Origin of the sequence: Bradyrhizobium symbiodeficiens (genome assembly GCF_002266465.3) — a bacterium.
GTDB lineage: Bacteria > Pseudomonadota > Alphaproteobacteria > Rhizobiales > Xanthobacteraceae > Bradyrhizobium > Bradyrhizobium symbiodeficiens.
Map to the genome: position 1 here is coordinate 4,484,803 of NZ_CP029427.2, position 25,902 is coordinate 4,510,704.

A 25,902-nucleotide genomic window follows, 5' to 3' on the forward strand; every position below is an offset into this window, starting at 1 on the left:
CTTTGATCTCGACCCGGAATGGCGGATTACGCTTCGCTAATCCGTCCTACGGGACTGCCTATTCCGCCGCGATCTGCCTCGGTGCGGGCGGCGGGCTCGCGAGGTCGGCGGCGAGCTGGGCATAACGCGCTTTCGCATCTGCCACCGCCTTCTCCTTCACCGGGCCGTAGCCGCGGATGCGGTCGGGCAGCGAGAGCAATTCCACCGCGGTGTCGATGGTGACCGGCGACAACAGGCCGAGCACGGTTGCGACGTCCTTCTCGTAGCCGGCGATCAGATCGCGCTCGAGCTTGCGGTCGGGGCTGCGGCCGAAGATGTCGAGCGGCGTGCCGCGCAGGAATTTGAGCTTCGCCAGCACGCCGAAGACGTTGAGCATCCACGGGCCGAAGGCGCGCTTCTTCGGACGGCCGAGCGGGTCGAGGCCACCACCGAGGATCGGCGGGGCGAGGTTGAAGTTGAACGTGAAGTCGCCTTCGAATTGATCGCGGAGCTGCTTGGCGAAGGCGCCATCGGTGTAAAGGCGCGCGACCTCATATTCGTCCTTGTAGGCCAGCAGCTTGGCGTAGTTCACCGCGACCGCGCGCGGCAGCGCCTCGTCGTAGCCACCCTTGACCGCGGCATCCCGCACCTGATCGACCAGCTTGCGATAGCGCCGGGCGAGACCGTTGTTCTGGTAAGCGGTCAGATGCCTGGTGCGATGCTCGATGACCTCGTCGAGCGTCATGGCGTCCAGCGTCTTCGGAGCAACGACCTCGTCCGTTCCCTTCAGCATGCCGGAGAGGCGCGCGGGATCAGCGACCGCGAGGCGGCCGAGCCGGAAGGCTTCCTTGTTCATCTTGATCGAGACGCCATTGATCTCGATGGCCTGCTCGATCGATTCCGCGGACAGGGGGAACAGGCCCTTCTGATAGGCATAGCCCATCATCATCATGTTGGTGGCGATGGCATCGCCGAGCAGTTGCTCGGCCGGCTTGCTAAAATCGAAGAACACCGAGTCCTTGTGCAGCGCCGTCTCCAGCAATCCATTCAGCTTCCGAGTCTGGAAGTTGAAGTCGCGATTGAGGACGAAATCGGCGGTGGGTATGACGTGGCTGTTGATGATGCCGCGGGTCCGGGCGGAGTCGCAGAGCGAGATCGTGTCCTTGGCGACTGCGACCACCTCGTCGGCGGCGAGCACGAGATCAGCCGTGCCGGTGACGATGCGCGAACAGGTCACCTCCGCCGGGTGATCGGACAGGCGGACATGGCTGAGCACCGCGCCGCCCTTTTGGGCCAAGCCCGACATGTCGAGGATCATCGAGGCCTTGCCCTCGATATGGGCGGCCATGCCGAGCAGCGCGCCGATGGTGAGAACGCCGGTGCCTCCGACACCGCCGACCGCGATGTTGTAGGGCTTGTCGAGCGTCGGGCGCGAGACCGGCTCGGGCAGCGCGCCGATATCGGCGAGCTCAGCCGGCGCGCGGTGGCGCGGCTTGCCGCCGTCCACGGTGACGAAGGACGGACAGAAGCCCTTCACACAGGAATAGTCCTTGTTGCAGGACGACTGGTTGATGGCACGCTTGCGGCCGAACTCGGTCTCCAGCGGCTCGACCGAGATGCAGTTCGACTGCACCGAACAGTCGCCGCAGCCCTCGCAGACGGCCGGGTTGATCATGACGCGGCGCGCCGGATCCTCCATCAGGCCGCGCTTGCGGCGGCGGCGCTTCTCGGCGGCGCAGGTCTGGACGAAAACGATCGCCGATGTGCCCTGGTGCTCCCGGCACATCTTCATGACGTTCTGCAGTTCGTCGCGATGATAGAGCTTCACGCCGGGCGCGATGCTGTCGGAGGGATAGGCATCGGGCGTCTCAGAGACCAGATAGATCTCGCGGATGCCTTCGGCGTGGAGCTGGAAGGTGATCTGCTGCGGCGAGAGATCGCCGTCGTGGCGCTGGCCGCCGGTCATGGCGACAGCGTCGTTGTAGAGGATCTTGTAGGTGATGTTGGTCTTGGAGGCGACCGCCTGGCGGATCGCGAGAAGACCGGAGTGGAAGTAGGTGCCGTCGCCGAGATTGGCGAAGATGTGGTTTTCGTTGGTGAACGGCGCGATGCCGACCCACGGCACGCCCTCGCCGCCCATATGCGTGAAGGTCTCGGTCGAGCGATCCATCCACAGCGCCATGAAGTGGCAGCCGATGCCGGCCAGCGCGCGGCTTCCTTCGGGGACTTTCGTGGAGGTGTTGTGGGGACAGCCGGAGCAGAAATACGGGGTGCGGGAGACAGGCGCCACCGCCTGCATCTGGGTCGCCTGACGGCCGTTGAACCAATCGGCCTTGGCGCGGAGCATCTCCGCGATCTCCGGGTTGAGATCAAGCCGGAGAAGTCGTTCGGTCAGCGAGGTCGCGAGCGAGGCGACGCTGAGCTCGGCCGAGAACGTCAGGAATCGCTTGTCGTGCTCGTCCATCTTGCCGACGATGCGCGGGCGCACGTCGTCGCGCCAGTTGAACAACTCCTGCTTGACCTGGTTCTCGACGATCTCGCGGCGCTCTTCGATGATGAATATCTCTTCCAGCCCGACCGCGAACTGGCGCACGCCTTCCGGCTCCAGCGGCCAGGGCATCCCGATCTTGTAGAGGCGAAGGCCGATCCTGGCCGCGACCTCTTCGGTGATGCCAAGCTCGCGCAGCGCCTGCCGGACGTCCTCGTAGCTCTTGCCCGAGGCCATGATGCCGAAGCGGGCGTTCGGCGAATCCATGGTGATGCGGTTGACCTTGTTGGCGCGCGCGAAGGCGATCGCGGCAAATCCCTTGTAGTCCTGCAGACGGCGGTCCTGCTCGAAGCGGTCGTCGGGCCAGCGCAGGTTGAGGCCGCCTTGCGGCATCTCGAAATCGGTCGGGATGATGAACGGCTTCATCTCGTCGCTGAGATCGATCTCGGCGGTGGTCTCCACCGTCTCCGTGATCACCTTCATGCCGACCCAGCAGCCCGAATAGCGCGACATCGCGATGCCGAGCAGGCCCATCTCGATCATCTCGTGGATGCTCGAGGGATAAAGATACGGCATCAGCGCCGACATGAAGGCATGGTCGGACTGATGCGGGACAGTCGAGGATTTCGCGCCGTGGTCGTCGCCGGCAAGGCACAGCACGCCGCCGTTCTTGGCGGAGCCGGCCGCGTTGCCGTGGCGGAACACGTCGCCGCAGCGGTCGACGCCGGGACCCTTGCCGTACCAGATGCCGACCACGCCGTCGTATTTGGCGCCGGGCGAGAGGTTGAGCTGCTGCGAGCCCCAGACCGCGGTGGCCGCAAGATCCTCGTTCACGCCGGGCTGGAACTTGATGTTGTACTGTTCGAGGTGTTTTCGCGCGGCGAACAGCTGCTGGTCGTAGCCGCCGAGCGGCGAGCCACGATAACCGGAGATAAAGCCTGCGGTGTTGAGCCCCGCCGCGCGGTCGCGCCGGATCTGGGCCATGGGCAGGCGAACCAGGGCCTGGATGCCCGTGGTGAAGACGTGCCCGGTTTCCTGGGTGTATTTTTGATCGAGACTGATCGGACCCTGGTTGATGCCCATGCCGTCCTCTTTTATCGCCCTGTTCAGGTCTTGCTGACCTAAGCCGTTGCCGTCCCGTTATTTTTAGTTAGGGCGCGCCGACCAATCTCGCCACTCTATGTCGGATATTTCACGATCCGCATCACAAATCTGGACCAAAGGGGGTGTCGGGTTAAAATCGCAACTTCGTGGCCTGAAACATGCGTGCCGTTTTCAATTTGTGTCACCATACCCCCACTGTGGCGAAATGAACTGATGCCCCCGTCGTGCCGGATGCGGGCGATTGGTCGCAGGAGAGACTTTCGATGCGGACGATTCTGGCAGGCTCCGCTCTTGTCGGTCTGGCGTTGTGCAGTGCGGTTGCAGGCGTGGCCCGCGCCGCCGAGCCCTCGCCGGAGCTGATCGCTTACGGCAAGACGCTGGTCGAGGCCGGCGACTGCGCGGGCTGCCACACCGCCGATCCGGCAAAACCGTTCGCGGGGGGCAAGCGTATCGCCACGCCCTTCGGCGCGATCTATGCGCCGAACCTGACCCCGGACCGCGACACCGGGATCGGCGCCTGGCTGGATGCCGATTTCGTGCGCGCGATGCGCACCGGTATCGCGCCCGACGGCTCGAACTATTACCCGGCGTTTCCTTATCCCTATTTCACCAAGATGACGAAGGACGACACGCTGGCGATCCGCGCCTATCTCGGCACACTTGCGCCCGTCATCAGCCGCAACAAGCCGCCGGAGCTGCGCTGGCCGTTCGGCTATCGCGGGCTGATGCGGGTCTGGAACGCGATGTATTTCAAGCCCGGCCTGTTCGAGCCGGACCAGAGCAAGAGCGCGGCCTGGAACAGAGGCGGCTATCTCGTCACCGGGCTCGGTCATTGCGGCGCCTGCCACACGCCGAAGAACTATTTCGGCGCCGACAAGAGCGCGCAGGCACTGTCAGGCAATAAGGTCGCGGGCTGGTTTGCTCCCCGACTCGATGGCGCTGCGCGCACGGGATTGAAATCGTGGAGCGAGGAGGACATCACCGAGTATCTGCAGAGCGGGCGCAATGGGAAGAGCCATGCCGGCGGGCCGATGGCCGAAGTGATCGTCAATTCAACGTCGAAGATGAGCGATGCCGATGTGCGCGCGATCGCGGTGTACCTGAAAAGCCTGCCGCCGGCGCGGCGCGAGACCATCGTGACGCCGCCTGACGAGACCGAAATGAGGGCCGGCCAGGCGGTCTACGCAAAGCTCTGCGTCGCCTGCCACGAAGCCGACGGCTCGGGCAGCCCGCGGATCTATCCGCCGCTGCCCGGAAATGCGCTGCTGCAATCGGTCAATCCGTCCTCCACCTTGCGCATCATCCTCGACGGCGCCCACACCGTGACGACCCCGCGCGCGCCCAACACCGGCGAGATGCCGCCCTACGCCAGGCAATTGTCCAATGAGGAAATCGCGGCGGTGACGAACTACATCCGCAATTCCTGGGGCAACGCGGCGCCGCTGGTGACGCCGGCGCAGGTGGCGAAGGCGCGCAAGGGAGAGGCGAATGGGCAGTAGTGAGTAGCGAATGGCCAGATATCGCCATTCGCACGCGACAGCGCTCACCGCTCCTCATCTCCCGTGAAGACGAATTTCGGCATCTCCCATTTGTAGCGCACCGCGAGCAGGCGGAAGCTGAGACCGAGCACGAAGGTCAGGATCGTCCAGAGCTCGGCATTGAGGTTGAGGCCGAAGGCGGTGGCGTAGAACAGTCCCGTCACCACCGAGACGCTGGCGTAGAGTTCGGATCGAAACAGCAGCGGCACGTCGTTGCAGAGCACGTCGCGCAGCACGCCGCCGGCGCAGCCCGTCACCATGCCCGACACGATCACGATCGGCAGCGAGGCATCCATCTGCCAGCCGACGTTGCAGCCGATCATGGTGAAGACGACGAGACCGATGGCATCGAGCACGATGAACGCGAGGTGCAACCGATGCACCAGCCGTGCGATCAGGATCGTCAGCAGCGCCGCGCCACCCGGCAGCACGAGGTAGATCGGGTTGGCCACCCACACCAGCGGATAGTGACCGAGAAACAGGTCGCGTAGCGTGCCGCCGCCGAGTGCGGTCACGCAGGCGAGAAGACAAACGCCGACATAGTCCATGCTGCGCCGGCCGGCAGCCAGTGCCGCCGTCATCCCCTCTGCCGTGATGGCGACGAGCGCCAGAAGATGCAGGACGCTATCCGTCGGCGGCAGGCTCCACATCGGCTGTTCCCTTCGTTGCGGCCATGGAACCCGCGTGCTGTTCCCTGCCAGACAGGTTCCCGATTCCCGCAACGAGGGCAACATGCGACGAAAGCATAAGGAGGCGCGGAACAGAATCTCGCATCCACGGGTTGTCCGGATGTCACAAACGAGGAGACCCAACCGATGGCTGACGACCGTTTTCCCAACGATCCGTACCGCCCGAACCTCGCCGACGATGAGTATGTTCGCGCGGCGCGCCGGGATGCCGACCTGCAGGCCGACCCCGAGCTCAGCGAAGGCCCCGCCTCGAGCGGCAAGGTTGCGATGTTCGCCGTTGCGATCGCCCTTGTGCTGGGTGCCGTGTTCTACGGCCTGAACAACTCCAGCACGACGAACCAGGCAAGCACCGCGCCGGCGACGCAGACCGCCCAGCAGGCGCCTGCGACCAATCCGGCCGCGCCTCCCGGCATGCGCGACGTGACGCCGCGCAACAACACCGAGCCGGGCGTGACCACGGGTGCGGCGCCGAGCCGGCCGGCCGCGCCTTCGCCGGATACGCCGGCGGCAAAGCCGGCGCCGGATACGCAGACGCCGTCTGATGGCGCGAAGTAACAATTCGCAATGAGATTTGAGAGCGGCGGGACAATGTCCCGCCGCTTTTCGTTGGCCTCTAGCTGAACATCTTGTTGAGCTCGCCGCCGGGATAGCCGCTGCCGAGCTCGGTGAACGTCCCCTTCTCCGCCATCTCCTTGGCCGCGCGCATGAAGCCGCCCCAGGCGGCGCGGGCGAGCGAGCCGCCGACGCTGATCCGGCGCACGCCGAGATCCTCGGCTTCCTGCAACGACAGGCCGGAGGCGCCGATCAGGAGGTTGAACGGTTTTGGTGCGACAGCCTTCACCACGGCTGCGATGTCATCGCGGGTCTTCAGGCCCGGCGCGTAGAGGCAATCAGCGCCGGCGTCCGCGTAAGCGGTGAGCCGGTCGATGACGAGCTTCAAGTCAGTCACGCCCCACAAAAAGGCTTCGCAGCGGCCGACCAGCAGCACGCCGCTGTCGCCGATCGCCTTGCGCGAGGCCTTGATGCGCTCGGCCGCGAGCGCGCGCTCATAGATCGGATTCTGTTTGTCGCCGGTGGAATCCTCGATCGACAGGCCTGCGACGCCGGTGCGCACGCAGCGCTCTACATTGTCGGCGACCCTGTCAGGCTCGACCGCAAAGCCGCCCTCGAAATCGGCGTTGATGGGGATGTCGACCGCCGAGCTCAATGCTGCCAGATGCTGACAGACATCCTCGACGCTGACGTGGTTGTCGGCTTTGCCGATGGTCCAGGCAAAGCCCGCGCTCGATGAGGCGAGCGCCTTGAAACCGAGATGCTGCAACGCCTTGGCGCTGCCGATATCGACCGGATTGGGCAGGATGAAGCACCCGCTCTCGTGCATCTTCCTGAAGCTCGCGCGCTTGTCCGCGGTCGTGACGTGCATGTTTCTCTCCCTTGTTGGCCGCGCAGACATAGGCGCGCCCCGTTCAGCGCGCTAGTGCGCGTCGTGCACCGCCCGGCTGTCCTTCGGCGCCTGCTCGCGATCATTCATGCCGTAGTCCCTGACCACGCTGGCGATGCGCAGATGGTAGTCGGCGAAGATCTGCGCCCTGCCCTTCGCCTGCGTGCGACGGTGCTCCATCGTGTTGCGCCAGGCCTGCACGGCGGCCTCGTCGCGCCAGAACGACACCGACAGGATCTTGCCCTTGTCGGTCAGGCTCTCGAAACGCTCGACCGAGATGAAGCCGTCGATGCTTTGCAGGATCGGCTTCAAATCGGCTGCGAGGTCGAAATAGTCCTGGCGGTGTTCCGGCTTCGGCCAGACCTCGAAGATCACGGCGATCATGGGCATCTCCTGCTGCTGCTTCGCCTACAATACCACCTTGCGCAGGAATGTGCGTTCTTCGGCGAGGATGAATTTGTGTTCCTCGGCGAAATGGAAATTCGCCATGCCCTCCGCGTCCTGCCGCAGCCGGGCGCGATAGGCTTCATAGGCGGCCAGACTCTCGAAGCTGATCAGCGCGGAGGCGATGTTGTTGGTGCCCTCGTGCGGCATGAAATAGCCGATCAGGTCGCCGCCGCATTTCGGGATGATGGTGAGCCAGCGCTTCGAATAGTCCTCGAACTGCGCGCGCTTGAACGGGTCGATCTGATAGCGGATGAAGACGGTGACGGACATGATGGGCTCCTGTTTCCAAACAGTCATCGTGAGTCGCGAAGTTTCGTAGGGTGGGCAAAGCGAAGCGTGCCCACGTCCTAGGTCCGCAACGACGATCGGTGGGCACGTCGCTGCGCTCCTTTGCCCACCCTACGGCCGCGCTCCCGCGATGACAGCGTAGTGAAAGGTTACATCTTGTCCGACCACAATGCTTCGGCTACCATCGAAGCATGAAATCAGGTCCCGACATCGCCCTGGTCGCCTCGCTGGTCGGCGATCCCGCGCGCGCCAACATGCTCACCGCGCTGATGAACGGCCGCGCGCTCACGGCGAGCGAGCTGGCGCAGGAGGCCGGCATCACGCCGCAGACCGCGAGCTCGCATCTGGCCAAGCTCGAGGCGGGCGGGCTGGTCGAGCCGGAGAAGCAGGGCCGGCACCGCTACTATCGCCTCACCGACGACGATGTCGCCAGCGTGCTCGAAGGCCTCGCAGGCCTTGCCGCGCGCACCGGGCACATGCGGGTGCGTACCGGGCCGAAGGATCCGGCGCTGCGACGCGCGCGGATCTGCTACGACCATCTCGCCGGCGATCTCGGCGTGCAGATGCTGGATTCTCTGCGCGATCGAAATCTGGTCAGGCAGAAAAAGCAGGACATCGAGCTGACGACCGAAGGCGAACGCTTCCTTGCCAAGCATCTGCAGATCTCGCCCGGCATGCTCACCCATCCGCGGCGGCCCGTGTGCAAGGCCTGCCTCGACTGGAGCGAGCGGCGCCATCATCTCGCCGGCACGCTGGGGGCCGCCATGATGCAGCGCTTCGCCGAGCTGAAATGGGCGGCGCGCGACGCCACGCCCGGCAGCCGCGTCGTCAACTTCACCCGCACCGGTGAGAAGCAGTTTGCCGCGCTGTTCGGCGATGATGCTGGCTAGCCCTCGCAACTCTTGAACCATTCGCCCCGCCGGGCGACCAATCGGGGCGAAGACGCTTTCGAGACCCCCATGTACCACCTGCTACGTCTGCTTCCCGCCCTGCTCATTGCGGGGTACATCCTGCCGGCCCATGCGGATATCGTTCCCAAATTCGCCGACTATCCGGCCAAGGTCTTCACCGGCAAACCGGCGAGGCCGCGCCTGCACAACCAATACCTGCGCGACGTTCGCGAGCAGTTTGATCACGCCATCGGTGACGACAAGGTCAGCGCGGCCGGCCACTATTACGTCGTCAAGCTGCCCTGCGGTTCGGCCTGCGTCGCCCCCGTACTGCTGGATGCCCGCACCGGCCGCATCACCGAGCTGTTCACGGTGTCCGGCTGGCGGGAAGTCGGCGACGATTTCGACGCCGTAGTCAGCCGTGCCAGCAGCCGTCTCATCGTCTTCCGTGGCGCGCGCAACGAAACCGGCGTCATCGGCAATCACTACTACCTGCTCGGCGAAGGCGGCCGCTTGAAGCATCTGTACACGATGAATACCGACGGCAATTTCGAGACCTCGCCGAAGATCGAATGATGCATCCAAACGCTTCCTCCGGCCGCCACCGGCACGACAATGCCCGGGATGCGCACCGGCGAGAAGCAGTTTGCCGCGTTGTTCGGCGACGGGAAGGACTGATCACGCCATTCGCGTGACATCGCACATTTGCGTGTGAACTCTCAGTCTCGTCGTGGCCGGGCTTGACCCGGCCATCCACGCGCTTATGCGAACGGTCATTCCGTGACCGTGAGAGACCCACCATGATCCGCATCGTCCCGGCCGCCCTCGCCGCCGCTCTTCTTGCTTCCCTGCTCACCACCGCGCACGCCGCAGACACACCGCCACGCGAGCCCTATGGCATCGCACTCGAGGGTTTTGCCTATCCCTACCCCGTGCACCAATTGCCGCTCGTCAACGACGGCGAGCAGCTCAGCATGGCCTATATGGACGTCGCGCCTGCACAGCCGAACGGCCGCACCGTGGTGCTGCTGCATGGGCGCAATTTTCCGTCGAGCTATTGGGCCCCTGTCATCAGGATGCTCAACGACGCCGGCTACCGCGTCGTGGTCCCGGACCAGATCGGCTTCGGCAAATCCTCCAAGCCTGCGGGCGAACTGCATTTCGACACGCTGGCGCGCAACACCATCGCGCTGCTCGATCACTTGCAGATCAACAAGGCCGACATCGTCGCCCATTCACTCGGCGGCATGCTGGGCGTGCGCATCGCCCGCGCCTACCCTGACCGCGTCGCCCACCTCGTGCTGACTGCGCCGATCGGGCTGGAGGACTACCGCCTCTACGTGCCGCCGACGCCGACCGAGGCGATCATCGCGACCGAGGACAAGCTCACCGCCGAGGGTTATCGCAAGCAGCTGCAAACCAACTACGCAATCAAGCTGCCCCCTGATGCGATCACGCCGTATATCGACGCCCGCTTCAACATCAAGAGCAGCCCCGACTACCCGCGCTGGCTGCGCGCCTTCGTCAGTTCCGGGCAGATGATCTATCGCGAGCCGGTCGCGCATGAGATTCCTCTCGTCACCGAACCTACGCTGTTCATCATGGGCGCCGACGACCACAACGCGCCGGGCCGGCCGAACGCGCCCGAGGCGCTGCGGGCCAAGATGGGGCAGAACGCCGAACTGGCGAAAGCGCTTGCCGCCAAGATGCCGAATGCGCGGGCTGAAGTGATCCCGAACACCGGACATCTCGTCTTCCTGGAGGCGCCCGAGAAGTTCAAGGAGCTGGTGCTTAGTTTTCTCGGCCGCTAGCGACACTTGCGTGTCGTCTCAGGCAGGATGCGGCGAACGTTCATGCCGCATTCAGGTCATGATTGGCAGGTTTGGATCGCGCCGTGTCGATGTGTTGCAAGATTTGACATGTCGAATCGTGTCTTTTGATTCATTGTGCGCCTCAAGCGCCACCCCCAAAGACTTGCTCCAAGGACGAGAAGGAAGATCACATGAAATACCTGTTAGCCGCCGCCATGCTCGCCAGCGCGGTCGTCGGTTTCAGCGAGGCCGCCAGCGCCGCCGAGGGCTGCGGCCGAGGGTTCTATCGCGGTCCCTATGGACATTGCCGCCCGATGCGCGGCGCGGTCGTGGTGCGCCCGGCCCCCGTGTATGTAGCCCCGCCGGTCGTCGTCGTGCCCCGCGCGCGCGTGTGCCCGTATGGCTTCCGCTGGTACGCCGGCCGCTGCCGCCCGTTCTGATCTCCTTGCGTCGCAAGATGGCCGCGCAGGTTCAGCCTGCGCGGCCATTTTCGTTCAGGCTTGCTGCCGACGATTCGTCCGCCGTCTAATTTGAGCGACCTCGAGTCGAAACGGGGACCGCGGCTGCGATCCCCGTCCATTTCACGGCTTGCCGCTGCTTACCAATGGCGACGGTGCCAGCGCCGGTGATGCCGGCGCCAATGACGGCGGTGCCAGCCCCAGTGGCGGTGATGGCCATGCCAGTGCACCTGTTCGGGCGCAAGCTTGGCGGCTTCCTCGCTGGTGGTGACGGCAGGATGAGCGTCGGGGTTGCCTTGCGGCATGCGCGTGGGATCGCCGACCGGCTGCGGCGACAACGGCGCGGCCTGCGCGGTCGCGGCGAAGGCGGCGGCACCCGCCGTCACACCCAATGCAAGTTTCAAAAAATTCCGGCGCTCCATGACATATCCTCTAGGCTACCTGGCAAGTGATGCAGAGGAAGTGTCGCGGTCGCGGCATGAACCAAGGCTGAATCGCGTGTTCAGATTCGTTGCGAGGCGAACATTCGGTGCGCCCTATTTGAAAAACTCCTGCGCCAGCACCAGCGTCTCGCGCGAGCGCTTGACGTCGGGCCAGTCGCGGTTGAAATCGGCGACGAGTTGCTTCAGCGCATCGCCCTTCAGCATCGCCGCAAGCTTGGCCTCGTCATCGAACTGATACATCGCCTGATGCAGCGCGGGATCATCGAGACTCCAGAACCGCCACGCCTTGCTCACGCCGAATGCCTTCACCGCGTCGGGTACATGTTCCGTCTCGTACCATCTGTCGAACGCGGCGCGCTGGGCGGGATCGGCGACGGTGGCACGGACGACGAAGAAAGCTGCCGGCATCGGATTTCCTCCTGTTGTTTGAGGCAAGCTTAGCCGCTCCAGTGACCGGCGGCAAAAAAGAGTTGGCACCGGTGTCGGAACGGGCGCCCTTCGCTCGTCCTTTGTTTCGAACCAGGACATTTCTTGAATCAAGACATGGAGACAGCAAATGGCCGACCTTACCCTGACCACCTTCAATTGGGTTCCCCAAGCGCCGCGCGGGTTCGTGCGCGACCTCCGCGTGCGCTGGGCGCTCGAAGAGGCCGCCTTGCCCTATCGCGTCGCCAGCGCCCCGTTTGACGATCGCGGGGCCGCACATTTCGCCCACCAGCCGTTCGGCCAGGTGCCGTGGCTGACCGATGGCGATCTCTCGATCTTCGAGACCGGCGCGATCCTGCTGCATCTCGGCGGGCTCAGCGAGAAGCTGATGCCCACCGATCCGCGCGGTCGCACAGAGACGACGGAATGGGTGTTCGCGGCGCTCAATTCGGTGGAGATGGCCAGCCTGCCCTGGGGAATGTCGAAGTTCATGGGACATCCGACCGACACGGCGGCGTGGAAATTCGTCGATGACTTCCTCAAGCTGCGCCTCAAGCATCTCGACCCGGTGCTGGCAGGGCGCGAATGGCTGGCGGGATCCTTCTCCGTCGCCGACATCCTGATGGCGGACGTGCTGCGCGTCATCGATGGCTTCGACGCGCTGGCGGACAGCCCTGCCTGCCGCGCCTACGTCGCGCGTGCGACGGCCCGCCCGGCGTTCGCCAAGGCCCATGCCGACCAGATGGCGCATTTCGCTGCGGCGGATAGAGCGCGCTCGTAATTCGTAGAGCGGATTAGGCGAAGCCGTAATCCGCCAAGGCCTTCATCCGCCGATACGGACAGTGGCGGATTACGCTGGCGCTAATCCGCCCTACGCATCACACCAGCTTCAGCGGCGCATCGGCGACGACGCGCAGGTCGATGCTGCCGATCAACGCCGCACGGCGCGCCTCCGCAGCGCTGATGGCGTCGTCCGTCTGCCGCAACGTGCTGACGTTCGAGCCGAGCGACACGATCCCGCCGAGCACCAGCGCAATCGAGCCAAGCGCAGCGGTCTGACCGAAGCCGAACACACCGAGGATCGTCACCACCAACAGCGCGGCGCCGCCCCCGATCGCGATCTTGGACGCCAGGATGTACTTCCGGCACCGCTCGGCGATCTCGGCGAGCCGCGCGATGCGATCCTCGATGTCGGAGATTTCGTCGGTCGGATTATCTTCGGTCATCACATTTGCGAGCGAGCAGTTCGGGGAACAAACGAACTTCGATGATAGAGCACGCGACGGCCTAAGACACCGGCCCAACGCATGCAGGAATAGGCCCGAGCGACATAGCGGGCTCGGGCGGAGAATCGTTTGGGCTGGCCGCATCGTTTCCGAAGCCGGGCAAGACCCTGACCCGAACAGCCACCCTGTCCCGCCTTCGATCGGTGATTGCTTCGTATCGGAGACTATCCGGCCCGCTGTAACCAGGTCGAGCCAGATAGAAAATGCTTATGCCGCGGACCCAGCGCCCAATACAAGCTCGGTCGCTTCCAGAGTCGCTCGCCACCTCGAAGTCCTCGATACGATAACAGACGACCCCATGTTCCGGTGATTTCATGAGCAAGAGCCGGGGAAGCTCGACCGGCGCGCAGGTATTGTCGGCGTCGGCGTAGCCTTCGATCACGGTCTCTTCCGCCGTTCGGGCGGTGACGGTCATCTCGCTGTCCTGGGCAAAGCACGATATGTCCATCGCCAGGACCGCGGACGACACGCCCAATATCAGGCCGCACGATCCAATGGCGCACCGCCATGATCTCGATCGACGACGCCAAATTGCCACCGGCGTGCCCTTCCCTCACAACGGCAAATTGTCGTGCTTCTTCGCCGGTGTTTCCACCTTCTTGTCCTTCAGCATCGACAGCGCCCTAGCGATCCGCTTGCGGGTCGAGTGCGGCATGATGACGTCGTCGATGTAGCCGCGCTCAGCGGCAATGAAGGGCGACAGGAAGCGGTCTTCGTATTCCTTGGTGCGGGCGGCGATCTTGTCGGGGTCGCCGATGTCGCTGCGGAAGATGATCTCGACCGCGCCCTTGGCGCCCATCACCGCAATCTGGGCGGTCGGCCAGGCGTAGTTCATGTCGGCGCCGATTTCCTTGGACGCCATGACGTCGAAGGCGCCGCCATAGGCCTTCCGGGTGATGATGGTCACCAGCGGCACGGTGCACTGCGAATAGGCGAACAGCAGCTTGGCGCCGTGCTTGATCAGGCCGCCATATTCCTGCGCGGTGCCCGGCAGGAAGCCCGGCACATCGACGAAGGTGACGATCGGGATGTTGAAGGCGTCGCAGAAGCGGACGAAGCGCGCAGCCTTGCGCGAAGCGTCAGAGTCGAGCACGCCGGCCAGCACCATCGGCTGGTTGGCGACGAAGCCGACGGTGCGGCCGGCGATGCGACCGAAGCCGGTGACGATGTTCTTGGCGAACAAATCCGCGATTTCGAAGAAATCGCCCTCGTCCACGACCTTCAGGATCAGCTCCTTCATGTCGTAGGGCTTGTTCGGATTGTCGGGGATCAGCGTGTCCAGGGACATGTCGACCCGCTCGATATCGTCGAAGCTCGGCCATTCCGGCACGCCGTCGCTGTTGTTGGACGGCAGGAAGTCGATCAGGCGACGCATCTGCAAGAGGGTCTCGACATCGTTCTCGAAGGCGCCGTCGGCGATCGAGGAGCGCGTCGCGTGCACCGAGGCGCCGCCGAGCTCCTCGGCGGTGACCACCTCATTAGTGACGGTCTTCACCACGTCGGGGCCGGTGACGAACATGTAGCTGGTGTTCTTCACCATGAAAATGAAGTCGGTCATGGCGGGCGAATAGACGTCGCCGCCGGCGCAGGGGCCCATGATGACGGAGATCTGCGGGATCACCCCCGAGGCGAGCACGTTGCGGCGGAACACGTAGGAATAGCCGGCGAGCGCTGCGACGCCCTCCTGGATGCGGGCGCCGCCCGCATCATAGAGGCCGATGATGGGCGCCCGCGCCTTCATCGCCATGTCCTGCAGCTTGGTGATCTTCAGCGCGTGGGTCTCGGACAGCGAGCCACCGAACACGGTGAAATCCTTGGCGAAGACAAAAGTCTTGCGGCCGTTGACGGTGCCCCACCCCGTGACGACGCCGTCGCCGGGCACCTTGTTCTTCTCCATGCCGAATTCGGTGGAGCGGTGCTCGACGAACATGTCGAACTCCTCGAACGACCCCTTGTCGAGCAGCAGCTCGATGCGCTCACGCGCGGTCAGCTTGCCGCGGGCGTGCTGCGCCTCGATGCGCTTCTCCCCGCCGCCGAGCTTGGCGCCGGCGCGACGATCTTCAAGGGCGTCCAGGATGTGTTTCATTTGCTCCCGCCAGTTCTTAAGTGATGCGGGGTTCTAACACGGCATTTTGCGGCCCGGAAAGCGCCTTTCCGCGCCGCAAGGCTGCCTTGTCCGGCCTAAAAGCTTGAGGGATTACAAAGTTTTGCCTGGGGAGACGAGCATGAGCGACGGAACGGCCGAGACTGGCGCGGCAACGGGCGGGGTCAACATCCTGCTGCGGATGGAAGGCCTGACCCTGTTTATCGGGATGGTGATGCTCTACTGGGCCTGGGACGGCTCCTGGCTGGTCTTTGCCCTGCTCTTCCTGGTCCCCGATCTGAGCTTCCTGGCATACCTTGCCGACGCCAAATTCGGCGCGCTGGTCTACAATGCGGCCCACAGCTACATGGCGCCGGTGTCGCTGCTGACGCTGGGCTTCGGCCTCGCCTCGCCCCTCACTCTGTCCATCGCCTTGATCTGGCTCGCCCATATCGGCATCGACCGGGCGCTGGGCTATGGCCTGAAATATTCTGCCGGGTTCGGATTCACCCATCTGGGGCGGATCGGGCGGCAGAAGGACGCCTGACACTCGCTTTGCGGCGGGACAGTCGATTTTATGCGTGCTGCTTGGTTGACCCGACCGGACGATTCAGGCTTGCTCAGGGCGTGCGATCAGGCGCCGAGTGTTGCGTGAGCTCAGTCGGTACGGCGGCTGCCATTCTGCCCTGGCTCCAGCATCATCCCCATGTCCGCGACGGTCGTCCCACTGCCGCCGAACTCATCGTCTGAAACCACCGACTTCCTGCGCCGCATGGCCAGCATGGTGTCGGGGCGGAACGGCGAGATGCTGCTGCGTGCCGCCGCATTGATCGAGTCGCTGGCGCAACGGGCGATGACGGCCGAGCGACTGTTTCACCAGCAACAGGAAGAGCACACGCGCAGCACCGCGTTGCGGGAGGCCGCCGAGCTCGCCTCCGATGCCATGGTCGGCCAGATCGAGGCGTTGCGGGCGCAGCTTGCCGAGGTCACCGCGACAGCCGCAGCCGAGCGCGCCGCATTCGACGCCGAGCGCGGCAAGCTGATCGGCCTGATGCAGAGTGCCGAGAGCCATATCGGCAAGCTCACAACCGAGCTGGACGGCTTGCGCGCCTCCGTCGACAGCTTCAACGCGACCGCGGTTTCGGTGCCGATCGAAGTGCTGCGGCTGGCGCGGACGCAGTTCGATGTCCTCTCCGCCGGCTTTGCCCGCAAGGGTGACGTGATCTCGCAGGCGATGAGCGAGATCGGCGGCTTTGCGATCGACCAAGCGCTGACGGCGAAGAAGACGGCCGACCAGGGCTGAGGCATTCGGGCTCGTCGTGCCCGGGCTTGTCCCGCCTGCGCGGCCGAAGCCGCTTCGGCGAGGCGAAGGCCCGGACCTCCGCGTTGTTCGCGCTGCTAGAGAAGGTCGTGGATGGCCGGGACAAGCCCGGCCATGACGATCCTTTTGCCGTTGGATGGGACTAGGGCTCGCCCGGCTTGAACGGCTCCTGCTTGTCCGGCGGAACCGTCTCTTCCGCCATTGCCAGCAGCATCGCGACCATCACGTAGTTGCCGGACACTGCGGTGAGATCGACGATCTGCTGATCGTTGAACGCCTTCTTCGCCCGCGCATAGGTCTCATCGCTGACCTTCTTGGTCGTGGTGAGCTCGGTGACGAAGTCGTAGACCACAGCCTCGTCCTCGGCCATCTTCGACGGTCGCTTGTTGGCTTTCAGCTCCGCGATGATGTCGGGCGAAAGGCCCGCTTTCGCCGCCAGTGGCGCGTGCGCAAACCATTCCACCTGCGAACGCCATTGCCGCCCGATGATGAGGATCGCGAATTCGTTGAGCTTCACCGGAACCGAAGTTTCCCAGCGCAGATAGTGGAACAGGTCGAACAGGCGCTGGCCAAGCACGGGGCTGCGGATCATCGGATTGTAGGGACCGCCGATGCCGACGCTCGACACCTTCATGATCTGCTCGCCGAGCGGCTTCTGCTTGGCGTCAAGCTGGTCCATCGTAAGCTGCGGAAAGCGCGGCTCCTTACTGGTAGCGGGGCCGGCGAACATGGTGGCGGCGAGCCAGCCGCCAGCAGCGGCAAGCGTGAGCGACGACAGCCAGAGCGGCGTTGAGTTCATCTTATCCTCCCGGTTTTCTTTCTTGGCCGGAAGGATGCTAATCGCGCAGCGCCCGCGCGACAGCGCTAGATCGCGCCGATCTCGGCAAGGCAGGCTTGCGTCAGCGGCATGCGCTCGCCGACGAGGCGCGGCTCCTTGCAATCCATGTTGAGCGCGAACACGGTGTGCGCCCCGCCCTTTTCGGCCCAGCCCACCATCCAGCCGAGTGACGGCTCGCCGCGTTCGGCCCCCAGCAGGCCGGACTTGGTGCGAATGACGCTGTCGCCGACCTTGGTCACCGGCAGAATGTCAGCGACGAGGTCCTGGCTGCGCTTCGAAACCGGCAACGTGCGGCGGCGCAGCCGATCGACGAAATCGACCTGCTCGACCGGATCGATGCGCAAGGCACCGGTCAGCCAGAACTGGTCGATGCCGCCGCCGATATCGCGATTGCCGTAGTCGAACAGATCGACGTATTTTTGCATGCGCTCCTGCCCGATGCGCCGCGCGATCTCCTGATAGACCGGCACCGCGCTGACCGCGATCGCGCTGCGCAGCGTGTGATCCTTGTTCCAGGCCTCGATCGGCCGCTTCACGCCGTCCCAGGGGAACACGTCCTTGTCTGGGTCGGTGACGACGCCGGTCTCCAGCGCGATCAGCGAGTTCGGGATCTTGAAGGTCGAGGCCGGCAGCTTGCTCTCGCCGGAGCGCTCCTTGTCGCTGGCGACGATCAGGTAGTCCTCCACTTTGTAGCCGACGAAGGTTCCTGACGTGCCGAGGTCGGTGAAGCGCTTGGCGAGACTGTCACGGATCTCAGTGCGCGGCGGTGCGACATGGGCGAACGCGCGCGAAGGCAATGTGGCGGCAGCGGCGAAAAGACCGAGAGTGGAGCGGCGGGTGATCAAACGAAATGTCCGTTGTGGGATGAACTTCGCCGCGACCATGCGACCGTTATCTTGGTGAAACGATGACGGGCGTCAGCGCCCCCGGGGGCGTCATCGCCCCCGGCCCGACAGCCGCAGCACGAACACCAGCACTTCGGCGACCGCCTTGTAGAGATCGGGCGGGATCTCTTCGCCGAGCTCGACCTTGGACAGCGCGCCGGCCAAGACCTCGTTCTCCTCGATCGGAATGTCGTGGGCTTTGGCGATCTCGACGATCTTTTCGCCGATTGAGCCCTTGCCCTTGGCGACGACGACGGGCGCGTTCGTACCCTTTTCGTAATGCAGCGCGATCGCGAGCTTGGATGGGTCGCTCATGTCGCCCGATCCAGAAAGTGGCCGGCGCGGGCCGGCGCCGGTTGCGGTGGCGTCCCCTCGCGGACCAGGATGTCGCCGGGCTTGAGCTCTGCCCGCGTCAGGGCTTGGTTGAGCTCACCGATGCCGGCGCGGAGCTGCTGCACCGTCGCCGGCCGCTCCGCCCACATCCGCACGAAAGTCTTGTCGCCGTTCAGCGTGATCAGCGCGTGCACGGGGCCGGCCGGCTCGACGTTGAGCGTGAAGCGCGCCCGCCAGGCTTGCCTGGCGGGATCGGCGGATTCGCCAGCGCCATCGCGCGAGATCTCGAACTGCGCCATCGCGGTGCCCCGCGGCGTTGCAAAGGGAATCTCGAAATTCCACTGCGGCGCGGCCGGGTCGATGCGATGGCCGCTGGCGTCGGCGCGATCGGGGAGTGAAGCGACCTGCAGCAATGTCTGCCGCGCGATCGCGGCATCGGTCTCATCGAGCAGGCGATGCACGGTTGCGGACAGCGGCGTGTCCGGCGCGAGCGAGGGCGCGGCAATCGGCTGCGGCGAGGGCAATGCACCGCGGAACGGCGGTGGCGTCGCGCGTGCGGCTGCTTCGAAGCTATGGCCGTCGGGCACCGCCTTGTTGGAGCCGGGAACATTGCCGGTCAGGCGCGGCAGGTTTTGCATGGCCTCCTGCAGCAGGCTCGCGGCAAGGCCGGCGGACATGGTGCGCGGCATCGCGGCCTGCTGAGCGTTGCCGGCAACGTCCGCGAGCACCGCGGCCGCGAGATTGGCGTTGCGCGGCGTCTGCGCGATCTCGGGGCCGGAAGGGGACGCCGACTGCGCGGCCTCGCCTGTGGCCTGGGCAGGCCCGGTGGCGACCTGCGGTGTCCCCGTGGTCGCGGCCGGAATTGCGGCGGCTTGTGGCGCGGCAGTCTCGAGCGTGGTCAGCGTCTGGCGCAGCACCAGCAGCGCCGCCTTCAGGTCGGGCGTCGTGCCGGCGGGCGGCCTCGCGCCCGCGGCCAGCGAAGCCTCGAAGAACAAGCCGGATTTCTGGAACGCGGATTCGACATCGGCGCCATCGAGCCCGGGATTGAGCGGCGTCTGCTGCGCCAGCACGTCCAGCACCGCCTGCTTCAAGCCCGCAGGCAGATCGCTGCCGGTGACGACGGATGCCAGATTGGCGAACAGCGGCGCCTGGCTGCCCTGCTTCGTGGCGGCCTCGGCCGAGGCCGCGGTGACGGCGACCTGCTCCAATGGCGTCAGCGTGTTGCGGGGCACGGTCGCGGACGGCACCAGCGGCGGGCTTTCCACCAGCGAAGCCGCACGCGGCGTCAGCGAGACCTGATCTGGCGTCGCCTCGCCTGCCCCGCTCATGACTGCCAGCCGGATGGTGCCGTCGTTCTGCGAGACCGCAAGCTGGAGATTCTGGCCAGGCGTCAGCGCCACCTCCGACATGACGTCCATCGAGAGGTTGGCGATCGCGATCCGCACCAGATTGTCGGCCATCACGCTGACGACCCTGGCATCGACGACGCTGCCGGCCTGCAGCACCAGATCGGGCGTCGTCGCATCAGCCGCGGGGCTGGCGGCACTGACGGGAAGGATGGAAGTGACCGGCGTCGGCATCTCAGGGGGCCCATGCAGCGCTGGCCACACCATAAGGCCGCCGTCGTAAACCTCTCGTTAAGGACCTTCGGCTCCGGACGCCTTTACCGCCGCCAGAACCGCCACGGCGGCCTCGAAATCCCGGAGGCGCGTGGCCCGACGAGCAGCCGCTTCCTCGTCCAAGCCCCATTGCTCGATGTTCCAGTCCTCATCGACATGGGCGGCGGCCCAGACCTGGCCGGGGTCGCGCACGCCATGCGCCAGCGCCAGCGCCAGCAGCGCCGAGCCGGTCAGGGTCGTCACCACGTGGAGTGCGGCGACCGACCAGGCGTCGCCGGGCAGCGCGGCGCGCGCGGCCTCGACCGCCTCGTCGGGCTGCTTCACATGCATGACGCCCTCAGACAGGATGAAATGCGCGCCCAGCGTCTCCGCGGCCCAGAACAGCACGGGATCCCAATGCGCGGCCTCGCGGGCGACCAGCCCTTCGGGATGGCCGGCGCGATAGAACAGCAAATCGGACTCGAAATATTTCGCGAGGTCGTCGCTGACCAGTTCGACGCGATCGACCACGCCCTCGACCACGCTGTTGGCCACCCGCGTCAGCGGCATGGTCACGGGATCGATCGTCTCGCCTTGGGCCGCCCATTCCGCGGCCACGGCATCGGCGAGTTCGCGCGCCGGAATCACCACTTGGCGGCGGGAGGGCGTCCGGATCGGCTTGCCGTCGAGCGTAATGGCGAAGCCGCCTTCGGCCTCGGTGACGCCGGCTTCCTTGTAGAAGCGCTTGCGCTGCGGCGTGCGCGCGGACGCGCGCGCCGATTCCCGCGGATCCGGCGGAGGCTGGCTTGCTGCTTCTTCGAACAATTCGCGCATCGGTCTTTTCGATCCCTGTGTCAGCCAAATTACCTGCGTCGTCAGGACTCCGCCAGAACGACGATGAGTGCTGCTAGTTGACGCAACTGCGCGCATAAGTGCCGCGATCAGCCGGGCCCAGACCCGCAGCCGCGGCGTCGTCGAGGCACCTTGTGATGCGGTCACTGAACGAATTGCGCGGAAGCGGCTGGTAGTTGTAGCGCAGTGGCGCGTCGAATTGCGGAACCTTGGGCACCTCGATCTTTGGCGGCGGCGGCGGCTGAGGCGACTGTGGAGCGAGCCGCGAGGCGCCCGGCTCCACATATTGCGCGTAGGCAGCCTGGTCCAGGCATAGCACGGCCATCAGCACAAGACAGATCGGGAACTGGGTCATGGGGGACATGTCGTACGTCCGCCGTCCCCATTCAACCCGGCTATTCTTCAGGCGCGTTCTCGATGGGATCAAATCTGGAGGCATCCAGCCCCAACAGATTCCACGACTGCTGCATGTGCTGCGGCAACGGCGCGGTGGCGTCGATCACGCCGCCGCGCGGATGCGGAATGACGATGCGGCGCGCCAGCAGATGCAGCCGGTTTTGCAGGCCGCCCGGCAGTTTCCAATTCTCGATGTTGAAATACTTGGGATCGCCGACGATGGGATGGCCGATATGCTCCATGTGGGCGCGTAGCTGGTGTGTGCGCCCTGTCACCGGCTTCAGCGACACCCAGGTCAGCTTGTTGCCGGCGGTCTCGACCACTGCGTAATAGGTCACCGCGTGGCTCGCGCCTTCGTCGCCGTGCTGGGCGATGCGCATGATGGTGTCGTCCTCGCTCTCCTCCTTGGCAAGGAAGGTCGAGATGCGGCCCTGCTTCGGCTTCGGCAGGCCCGGCACCAGCGCCCAATAGGTTTTTCGCGCCGACCGCGAGCGGAACGCGCCGGTCAGATGCGAGGCAGCGAAACGGGTCTTCGCGATCAGAAGGCATCCGGAGGTGTCCTTGTCGATCCGGTGCACAAGCCGCGGCTTCTGCCCCTTGGAGTCGCGCATCACCTCCAGCATCTGGTCGATGTGCCGCGTCGTGCCGGAGCCACCCTGCACCGCAAGCCCAAACGGCTTGTTGAGCACGAGGACGTCGTCGTCCTCGTACAGCGTCATCTCCTTTAGCGTGGCGAGCGTCTTTTGCGCGGCTTCGGAGAGCGGGCTCGCGGCCTTCGGCGTGTCCAGCTTCAGGGGCGGAATGCGGACGCTCTGGCCCTCCTCCAGCCGGTCCTTGCTGTCGACGCGCTTGCCATCGACGCGCAGCTCGCCTTTGCGCACGACGCGCTGGATGTGGGAGAACGACAAGCCGGGAAAGCGCGCCTCGAGGAAACGATCCACGCGCATGTTGTTCTCGTCGGCGGTCACCTTGACGGTCTGCACCTTGGTCGGCAGCAGCGCCTCGACGGGCTTCTCGGGCGCGGGCCTTTCCAGCTCAGACCTTTTCAGCTCAGCCTTGGGTGCGCGCCGCTCGACAGGCTCGGCCGCAAAGCGCGGCGGCTTGCCACCCGGCTTGGCCCCGGGACGCGGCCCGGCCTTCTTGGCGCTGCGTGCCTTGAACGGGCGCGCCTCCTTGCGCTCATCGCGTTCGCGGGGCTTCGGATTCATTCTCTTGATGCGGCGGCTCATGATGCCTGCCTAGCTCAAAAGTGCCCTTTCGTCACGACGAAACGGCAATTTTAGCCTCCGCCGCCCCGTTCCTTCCGCAGCTTGGCCCAGTAATCCAGCCGCTTGCGGATTTCGCGCTCGAAACCGCGCTCGGGCGGGTCGTAGAAGGTCTGGCGGCCCAGGGCTTCGGGAAAATAGTCCTGGCCGGAGAAGGCGTCAGGGGTGTCGTGGTCGTATTCGTACGCGGCGCCGTAGCCTTCGGACTTCATCAGCTTGGTCGGGGAATTGAGGATGTGCTTGGGCGGCAGCAGCGAGCCAGCGTGCTTGGCCGTCTGCATCGCGGCCTTGAAGGCGGTGTAGACCGCGTTCGATTTCGGTGCAGTGGCGAGATAGACGACCGCTTGCGCGATGGCGAGTTCGCCCTCGGGATGGCCGAGGAAGTCGAAAGCGTCCTTGGCCGCATTGGCGATGACGAGTCCTTGCGGATCGGCGAGCCCGATGTCCTCCACCGCCATGCGCACGACACGGCGGGCCAGGAACAACGGGTCCTCACCGGCATCAAGCATGCGCGCGAGGTAATACAGCGCAGCGTCGGGATCGGAGCCGCGCACGGATTTATGCAGGGCCGAGATCAGGTTGTAATGGCCATCGGCCGATTTGTCGTAGATCGGCGCCCGGCGCTGCAAAATCTCCTGCAACTGCGCGGCATTGAAAATCTCGTCCGCCCGCGCCGAGCGCCAGACCTCTTCGGCAAGCGTCAGCGACGCCCTTCCGTCGCCATCTGCCATGCGCACGAGCACCGCGCGCGCCTCCGCATCGAGCGGCAGCTTCTTGCCCTCGACCGCCTCGGCATGCGCGAACAGTTTTTCGATCGCGGCCGCGTCGAGCGAGCGAAACACCAAGACGCGCGCACGCGACAGAAGCGCCGCGTTGAGCTCGAAGGACGGGTTCTCGGTGGTGGCGCCGACCATCACCACCGTGCCGTCTTCCATCACGGGCAGAAACGAATCCTGCTGGGCGCGGTTGAAGCGATGCACCTCGTCGACGAACAGCAGCGTGCCCTTGCCCATCTCGCGGCGGGCGCGCGCGGCGTCGAACGCCTTCTTCAGATCGGCGACGCCGGAGAACACTGCGGAGATCTGCTCGAAATGCAGGTCGGTGGCGTCCGCCAGCAGCCGCGCCACCGTGGTCTTGCCGGTGCCAGGCGGCCCCCAGAACACCAGCGACCCCAGCGTGCGCGTCTCCAGCATGCGCGTCAGCGCGCCGTCGGGACCGAGGATGTGGTCCTGGCCGACGACCTCCGACAGCGTGCGCGGGCGCAGCCGGTCCGGCAGCGGATGCGGAGCCTCGTGGTCGAGCCCCGCCGCGGCAAAGAGAGTTGGCGTTTGTGGTCGCTTCGGACTCATCCGCCCAGCGTGACGTTGATCTGCTGGCCGCCGCGCACCAGCGTGATGCGCCAGATCCGGGGGCGCTCGCCGGCGGCCTTTTCGAGGTCGCCGGTCTTGCCGATCTTCTGGTTGTTGACGGCCAGGATGATGTCGCCCTTCTGGAAGCCGACATTCGCGGCTGCGCTGTCGCCGCCGAGATCGGTGATCACGACGCCTTCGGTGTCGGCGTCCAGATGCAGCTCGTCGGCGACCGCGGGCGTGATGGTCGAGACCTTGGCGCCCTGGAACGGCGATCGCGCGGTGACGACCAGTTCGTTGCGGCCCACATCGGGCGCGGTCTCCAGCGCGATCGTCAGCTTGAGCGGTTTGCCGCCGCGCTGCACGTCGATCTGCGCAGTGCCGCCGATCGGACGGGTGGCAAAGCGATAGTCGAAGGCGTTGGGATCGTCGACAGTCTGGTTGTCGATCCCGGTGATCAGGTCTGAGGATTTCAGGCCCGCCTTGGCCGCAGGTCCGTTCGGCAGCACGCTCGCGACGAGCGCGCCGGACGGCGAGCGCAGGCCGAGACTCTCGGCGATCTCGGGCGTCACCGCCTGCAATTTTGCCCCGAGCCAGGGACGCTTCACCGCCTTGCCGCCGCTCTTGGCGGAGGCGACGACGACACGCACCATGTTGGATGGAATCGCAAAGCCGATGCCTTGCGAGCCGCCGGAGCGCGAATAGATCGCGGTGTTGATGCCGGCGAGCCGTCCGTTCATGTCGACCAGCGCACCGCCGGAATTGCCGGGATTGATGGCCGCATCGGTCTGGATGAAGAACTGGTAGTCGGTGATGCCGACCTGCGTGCGCGCTAGCGCCGATATGATGCCGTGGGTCACGGTCTGGCCGACGCCGAAGGGATTGCCGATCGCCAGCACGACGTCACCGACCAGCAGCTCATCCGAATTGGTGAACTCGAGCGCAGGAAACTTCTCCTTGGTGTCCTTCAGACGCAGGACCGCAAGATCGCTGCGGGAATCTTTCAGCACGATCTCGGCCTCGAACTCGCGCTTGTCCGACAGCGATACCTTCACTTGGTCGGCGCCTTCGATGACATGGACGTTGGTGACGACGAGACCGGACGCGTCGACGATCACGCCCGAGCCGAGCGAACGCTGCACCTGCTCCTGCTGCTGGCCCGGCACGCCGAAGAAGCGGCGGAAGATCGGATCGTCCAGCAGCGGGTTGCGGTTCTGCACCACCTTGGCGGCATAGACGTTGACCACGGCCGGCTGCACCCGCTGCACGATCGGCGCATAGGACAGCCGCAGCTCGGCCGGCGACGACGGGACCCGACGGTCCTGCGCCGCAGCCGGGTTGAAGTGGGCCGAAAAGGCTATGCACAATGCCGTCACGACGGCAGTCCGGATCGATCGAAACATTCCTACCTCTTGGAAAAGACGCCGGAATATAGGCGCGTTCGCCCCCCAATAGAAGGGCGCCGGGCTGCAATATTCGGCCCATACCCGGTGTGTCCGGCCTGCAAGCCTCCGTGCGAATTCGCAATCCTCCTGTCGCGACAGATTGGCATGAAGCGCATCATCCAGCATTCTACCTGATGGTGGATTCGGTTGCGGCGAATTTGCACCAGTGGGAACCAAACAACCGGAGCGCAGCGTCGCGGGGCAGTCATCGATCGCACCTAGGCTCTCCCGTTGCGACTTGGGGAAGTTC

The 25,902-nt window shown here is 65.2% G+C and carries 27 protein-coding genes; 9 read left to right on the top strand and 18 right to left on the bottom strand.

Annotated elements, in window-relative coordinates; genetic code table 11:
* Positions 1-58 precede the first annotated feature (58 nt).
* Positions 59-3,550, bottom strand: coding sequence for an indolepyruvate ferredoxin oxidoreductase family protein (locus tag CIT39_RS20960; protein ID WP_094971964.1), 3,492 nt, complete (start codon positions 3,548-3,550; stop codon positions 59-61).
* Between the two features lie 284 nt (positions 3,551-3,834).
* Between CIT39_RS20960 and CIT39_RS20965 the strand changes: the two genes are divergently transcribed.
* On the top strand, positions 3,835-5,070 hold the full coding sequence (locus CIT39_RS20965) for a c-type cytochrome (RefSeq protein ID WP_094971965.1): 1,236 nt from the start codon (positions 3,835-3,837) through the stop codon (positions 5,068-5,070).
* Positions 5,071-5,114: 44 nt separating this feature from the next.
* Here the strand turns inward: CIT39_RS20965 and CIT39_RS20970 are convergent, their stop codons facing one another.
* The gene (locus tag CIT39_RS20970; protein WP_094971966.1) at positions 5,115-5,759 is read right to left on the bottom strand and encodes a trimeric intracellular cation channel family protein; all 645 of its coding nucleotides are present in this window, start codon (positions 5,757-5,759) and stop codon (positions 5,115-5,117) included.
* 165 nt (positions 5,760-5,924) lie between these two features.
* Between CIT39_RS20970 and CIT39_RS20975 the strand changes: the two genes are divergently transcribed.
* Positions 5,925-6,353: a hypothetical protein gene (locus CIT39_RS20975; protein WP_094971967.1), complete on the top strand. Its 429-nt coding sequence runs from the start codon at positions 5,925-5,927 to the stop codon at positions 6,351-6,353.
* A 58-nt stretch (positions 6,354-6,411) separates the two neighbouring features.
* Here CIT39_RS20975 and CIT39_RS20980 read toward each other — a convergent pair whose 3' ends face one another.
* The 3 genes from CIT39_RS20980 to CIT39_RS20990 are packed head-to-tail and all read right to left on the bottom strand — an operon-like array spanning position 6,412 to position 7,956.
* Positions 6,412-7,221 (bottom strand): isocitrate lyase/PEP mutase family protein, encoded by an 810-nt coding sequence (locus tag CIT39_RS20980; RefSeq protein ID WP_094971968.1) that lies wholly within the window; start codon positions 7,219-7,221, stop codon positions 6,412-6,414.
* A 51-nt stretch (positions 7,222-7,272) separates the two neighbouring features.
* Positions 7,273-7,623 (bottom strand): antibiotic biosynthesis monooxygenase family protein, encoded by a 351-nt coding sequence (locus CIT39_RS20985; RefSeq protein ID WP_094972489.1) that lies wholly within the window; start codon positions 7,621-7,623, stop codon positions 7,273-7,275.
* 24 nt (positions 7,624-7,647) lie between these two features.
* A complete protein-coding gene (locus CIT39_RS20990) occupies positions 7,648-7,956 on the bottom strand; it encodes an NIPSNAP family protein (protein WP_094971969.1) in 309 nt (102 codons plus the stop codon).
* 209 nt (positions 7,957-8,165) lie between these two features.
* On the opposite strand from CIT39_RS20990, the gene CIT39_RS20995 reads away from it, so the two are divergent.
* From CIT39_RS20995 to CIT39_RS21010, 4 genes are all read left to right on the top strand, one after another.
* On the top strand, positions 8,166-8,864 hold the full coding sequence (locus tag CIT39_RS20995; protein ID WP_094971970.1) for an ArsR/SmtB family transcription factor: 699 nt from the start codon (positions 8,166-8,168) through the stop codon (positions 8,862-8,864).
* A gap of 69 nt (positions 8,865-8,933) precedes the next feature.
* Positions 8,934-9,440: a hypothetical protein gene (locus tag CIT39_RS21000; protein ID WP_094971971.1), complete on the top strand. Its 507-nt coding sequence runs from the start codon at positions 8,934-8,936 to the stop codon at positions 9,438-9,440.
* 224 nt (positions 9,441-9,664) lie between these two features.
* Positions 9,665-10,675: an alpha/beta fold hydrolase gene (locus CIT39_RS21005; protein WP_094971972.1), complete on the top strand. Its 1,011-nt coding sequence runs from the start codon at positions 9,665-9,667 to the stop codon at positions 10,673-10,675.
* Positions 10,676-10,866: 191 nt separating this feature from the next.
* Positions 10,867-11,115, top strand: coding sequence for a GCG_CRPN prefix-to-repeats domain-containing protein (locus CIT39_RS21010; RefSeq protein WP_094971973.1), 249 nt, complete (start codon positions 10,867-10,869; stop codon positions 11,113-11,115).
* Positions 11,116-11,273: 158 nt separating this feature from the next.
* Here CIT39_RS21010 and CIT39_RS21015 read toward each other — a convergent pair whose 3' ends face one another.
* Together CIT39_RS21015 and CIT39_RS21020 are read right to left on the bottom strand one after the other, a co-directional pair.
* Positions 11,274-11,555, bottom strand: coding sequence for a twin-arginine translocation signal domain-containing protein (locus CIT39_RS21015; protein ID WP_094971974.1), 282 nt, complete (start codon positions 11,553-11,555; stop codon positions 11,274-11,276).
* A 114-nt stretch (positions 11,556-11,669) separates the two neighbouring features.
* A complete protein-coding gene (locus CIT39_RS21020) occupies positions 11,670-11,984 on the bottom strand; it encodes a hypothetical protein (protein ID WP_162308603.1) in 315 nt (104 codons plus the stop codon).
* Positions 11,985-12,132: 148 nt separating this feature from the next.
* On the opposite strand from CIT39_RS21020, the gene CIT39_RS21025 reads away from it, so the two are divergent.
* Entirely contained in the window at positions 12,133-12,783 is a 651-nt protein-coding gene (locus CIT39_RS21025; RefSeq protein WP_094971975.1) for a glutathione S-transferase family protein, read from the top strand.
* Positions 12,784-12,880: 97 nt separating this feature from the next.
* Here the strand turns inward: CIT39_RS21025 and CIT39_RS21030 are convergent, their stop codons facing one another.
* Entirely contained in the window at positions 12,881-13,228 is a 348-nt protein-coding gene (locus tag CIT39_RS21030; RefSeq protein ID WP_094971976.1) for a hypothetical protein, read from the bottom strand.
* A 613-nt stretch (positions 13,229-13,841) separates the two neighbouring features.
* Positions 13,842-15,374 carry an acyl-CoA carboxylase subunit beta gene (locus CIT39_RS21035; RefSeq protein WP_094971978.1) on the bottom strand — a complete coding sequence of 511 codons (1,533 nt, stop codon included), beginning with the start codon at positions 15,372-15,374 and terminating at the stop codon, positions 13,842-13,844.
* 139 nt (positions 15,375-15,513) lie between these two features.
* Between CIT39_RS21035 and CIT39_RS21040 the strand changes: the two genes are divergently transcribed.
* Together CIT39_RS21040 and CIT39_RS21045 are read left to right on the top strand one after the other, a co-directional pair.
* On the top strand, positions 15,514-15,918 hold the full coding sequence (locus CIT39_RS21040) for a DUF4260 domain-containing protein (protein ID WP_094971979.1): 405 nt from the start codon (positions 15,514-15,516) through the stop codon (positions 15,916-15,918).
* A gap of 159 nt (positions 15,919-16,077) precedes the next feature.
* The gene (locus tag CIT39_RS21045) at positions 16,078-16,674 is read left to right on the top strand and encodes a hypothetical protein (protein WP_094971980.1); all 597 of its coding nucleotides are present in this window, start codon (positions 16,078-16,080) and stop codon (positions 16,672-16,674) included.
* Positions 16,675-16,834: 160 nt separating this feature from the next.
* On the opposite strand, the gene CIT39_RS21050 is transcribed toward CIT39_RS21045, so the two are convergent.
* The 9 genes from CIT39_RS21050 to CIT39_RS21090 form a co-directional block, all read right to left on the bottom strand.
* Entirely contained in the window at positions 16,835-17,491 is a 657-nt protein-coding gene (locus CIT39_RS21050) for a carboxymuconolactone decarboxylase family protein (RefSeq protein WP_094971981.1), read from the bottom strand.
* 65 nt (positions 17,492-17,556) lie between these two features.
* A complete protein-coding gene (gene blaOXA / locus CIT39_RS21055) occupies positions 17,557-18,375 on the bottom strand; it encodes a class D beta-lactamase (protein WP_094971982.1) in 819 nt (272 codons plus the stop codon).
* 90 nt (positions 18,376-18,465) lie between these two features.
* Positions 18,466-18,729, bottom strand: coding sequence for an EscU/YscU/HrcU family type III secretion system export apparatus switch protein (locus CIT39_RS21060; protein ID WP_094971983.1), 264 nt, complete (start codon positions 18,727-18,729; stop codon positions 18,466-18,468).
* Positions 18,726-20,327, bottom strand: a complete 1,602-nt coding sequence (gene fliK / locus CIT39_RS21065) for a flagellar hook-length control protein FliK (protein WP_162308604.1) — start codon at positions 20,325-20,327, stop codon at positions 18,726-18,728. The genes CIT39_RS21060 and fliK overlap by 4 nt, the downstream gene beginning before the upstream one ends.
* Before the next feature lie 57 nt (positions 20,328-20,384).
* On the bottom strand, positions 20,385-21,179 hold the full coding sequence (locus CIT39_RS21070) for an ATP12 family chaperone protein (RefSeq protein WP_094971984.1): 795 nt from the start codon (positions 21,177-21,179) through the stop codon (positions 20,385-20,387).
* A gap of 73 nt (positions 21,180-21,252) precedes the next feature.
* Positions 21,253-21,561 carry a hypothetical protein gene (locus tag CIT39_RS21075; protein WP_244607418.1) on the bottom strand — a complete coding sequence of 103 codons (309 nt, stop codon included), beginning with the start codon at positions 21,559-21,561 and terminating at the stop codon, positions 21,253-21,255.
* Between the two features lie 31 nt (positions 21,562-21,592).
* Entirely contained in the window at positions 21,593-22,822 is a 1,230-nt protein-coding gene (locus CIT39_RS21080; protein ID WP_094971986.1) for an RluA family pseudouridine synthase, read from the bottom strand.
* Between the two features lie 50 nt (positions 22,823-22,872).
* Positions 22,873-24,207 carry a replication-associated recombination protein A gene (locus CIT39_RS21085; RefSeq protein WP_094971987.1) on the bottom strand — a complete coding sequence of 445 codons (1,335 nt, stop codon included), beginning with the start codon at positions 24,205-24,207 and terminating at the stop codon, positions 22,873-22,875.
* Entirely contained in the window at positions 24,204-25,610 is a 1,407-nt protein-coding gene (locus CIT39_RS21090; protein WP_162308605.1) for a DegQ family serine endoprotease, read from the bottom strand. The genes CIT39_RS21085 and CIT39_RS21090 overlap by 4 nt, the downstream gene beginning before the upstream one ends.
* Positions 25,611-25,902: the final 292 nt, after the last annotated feature.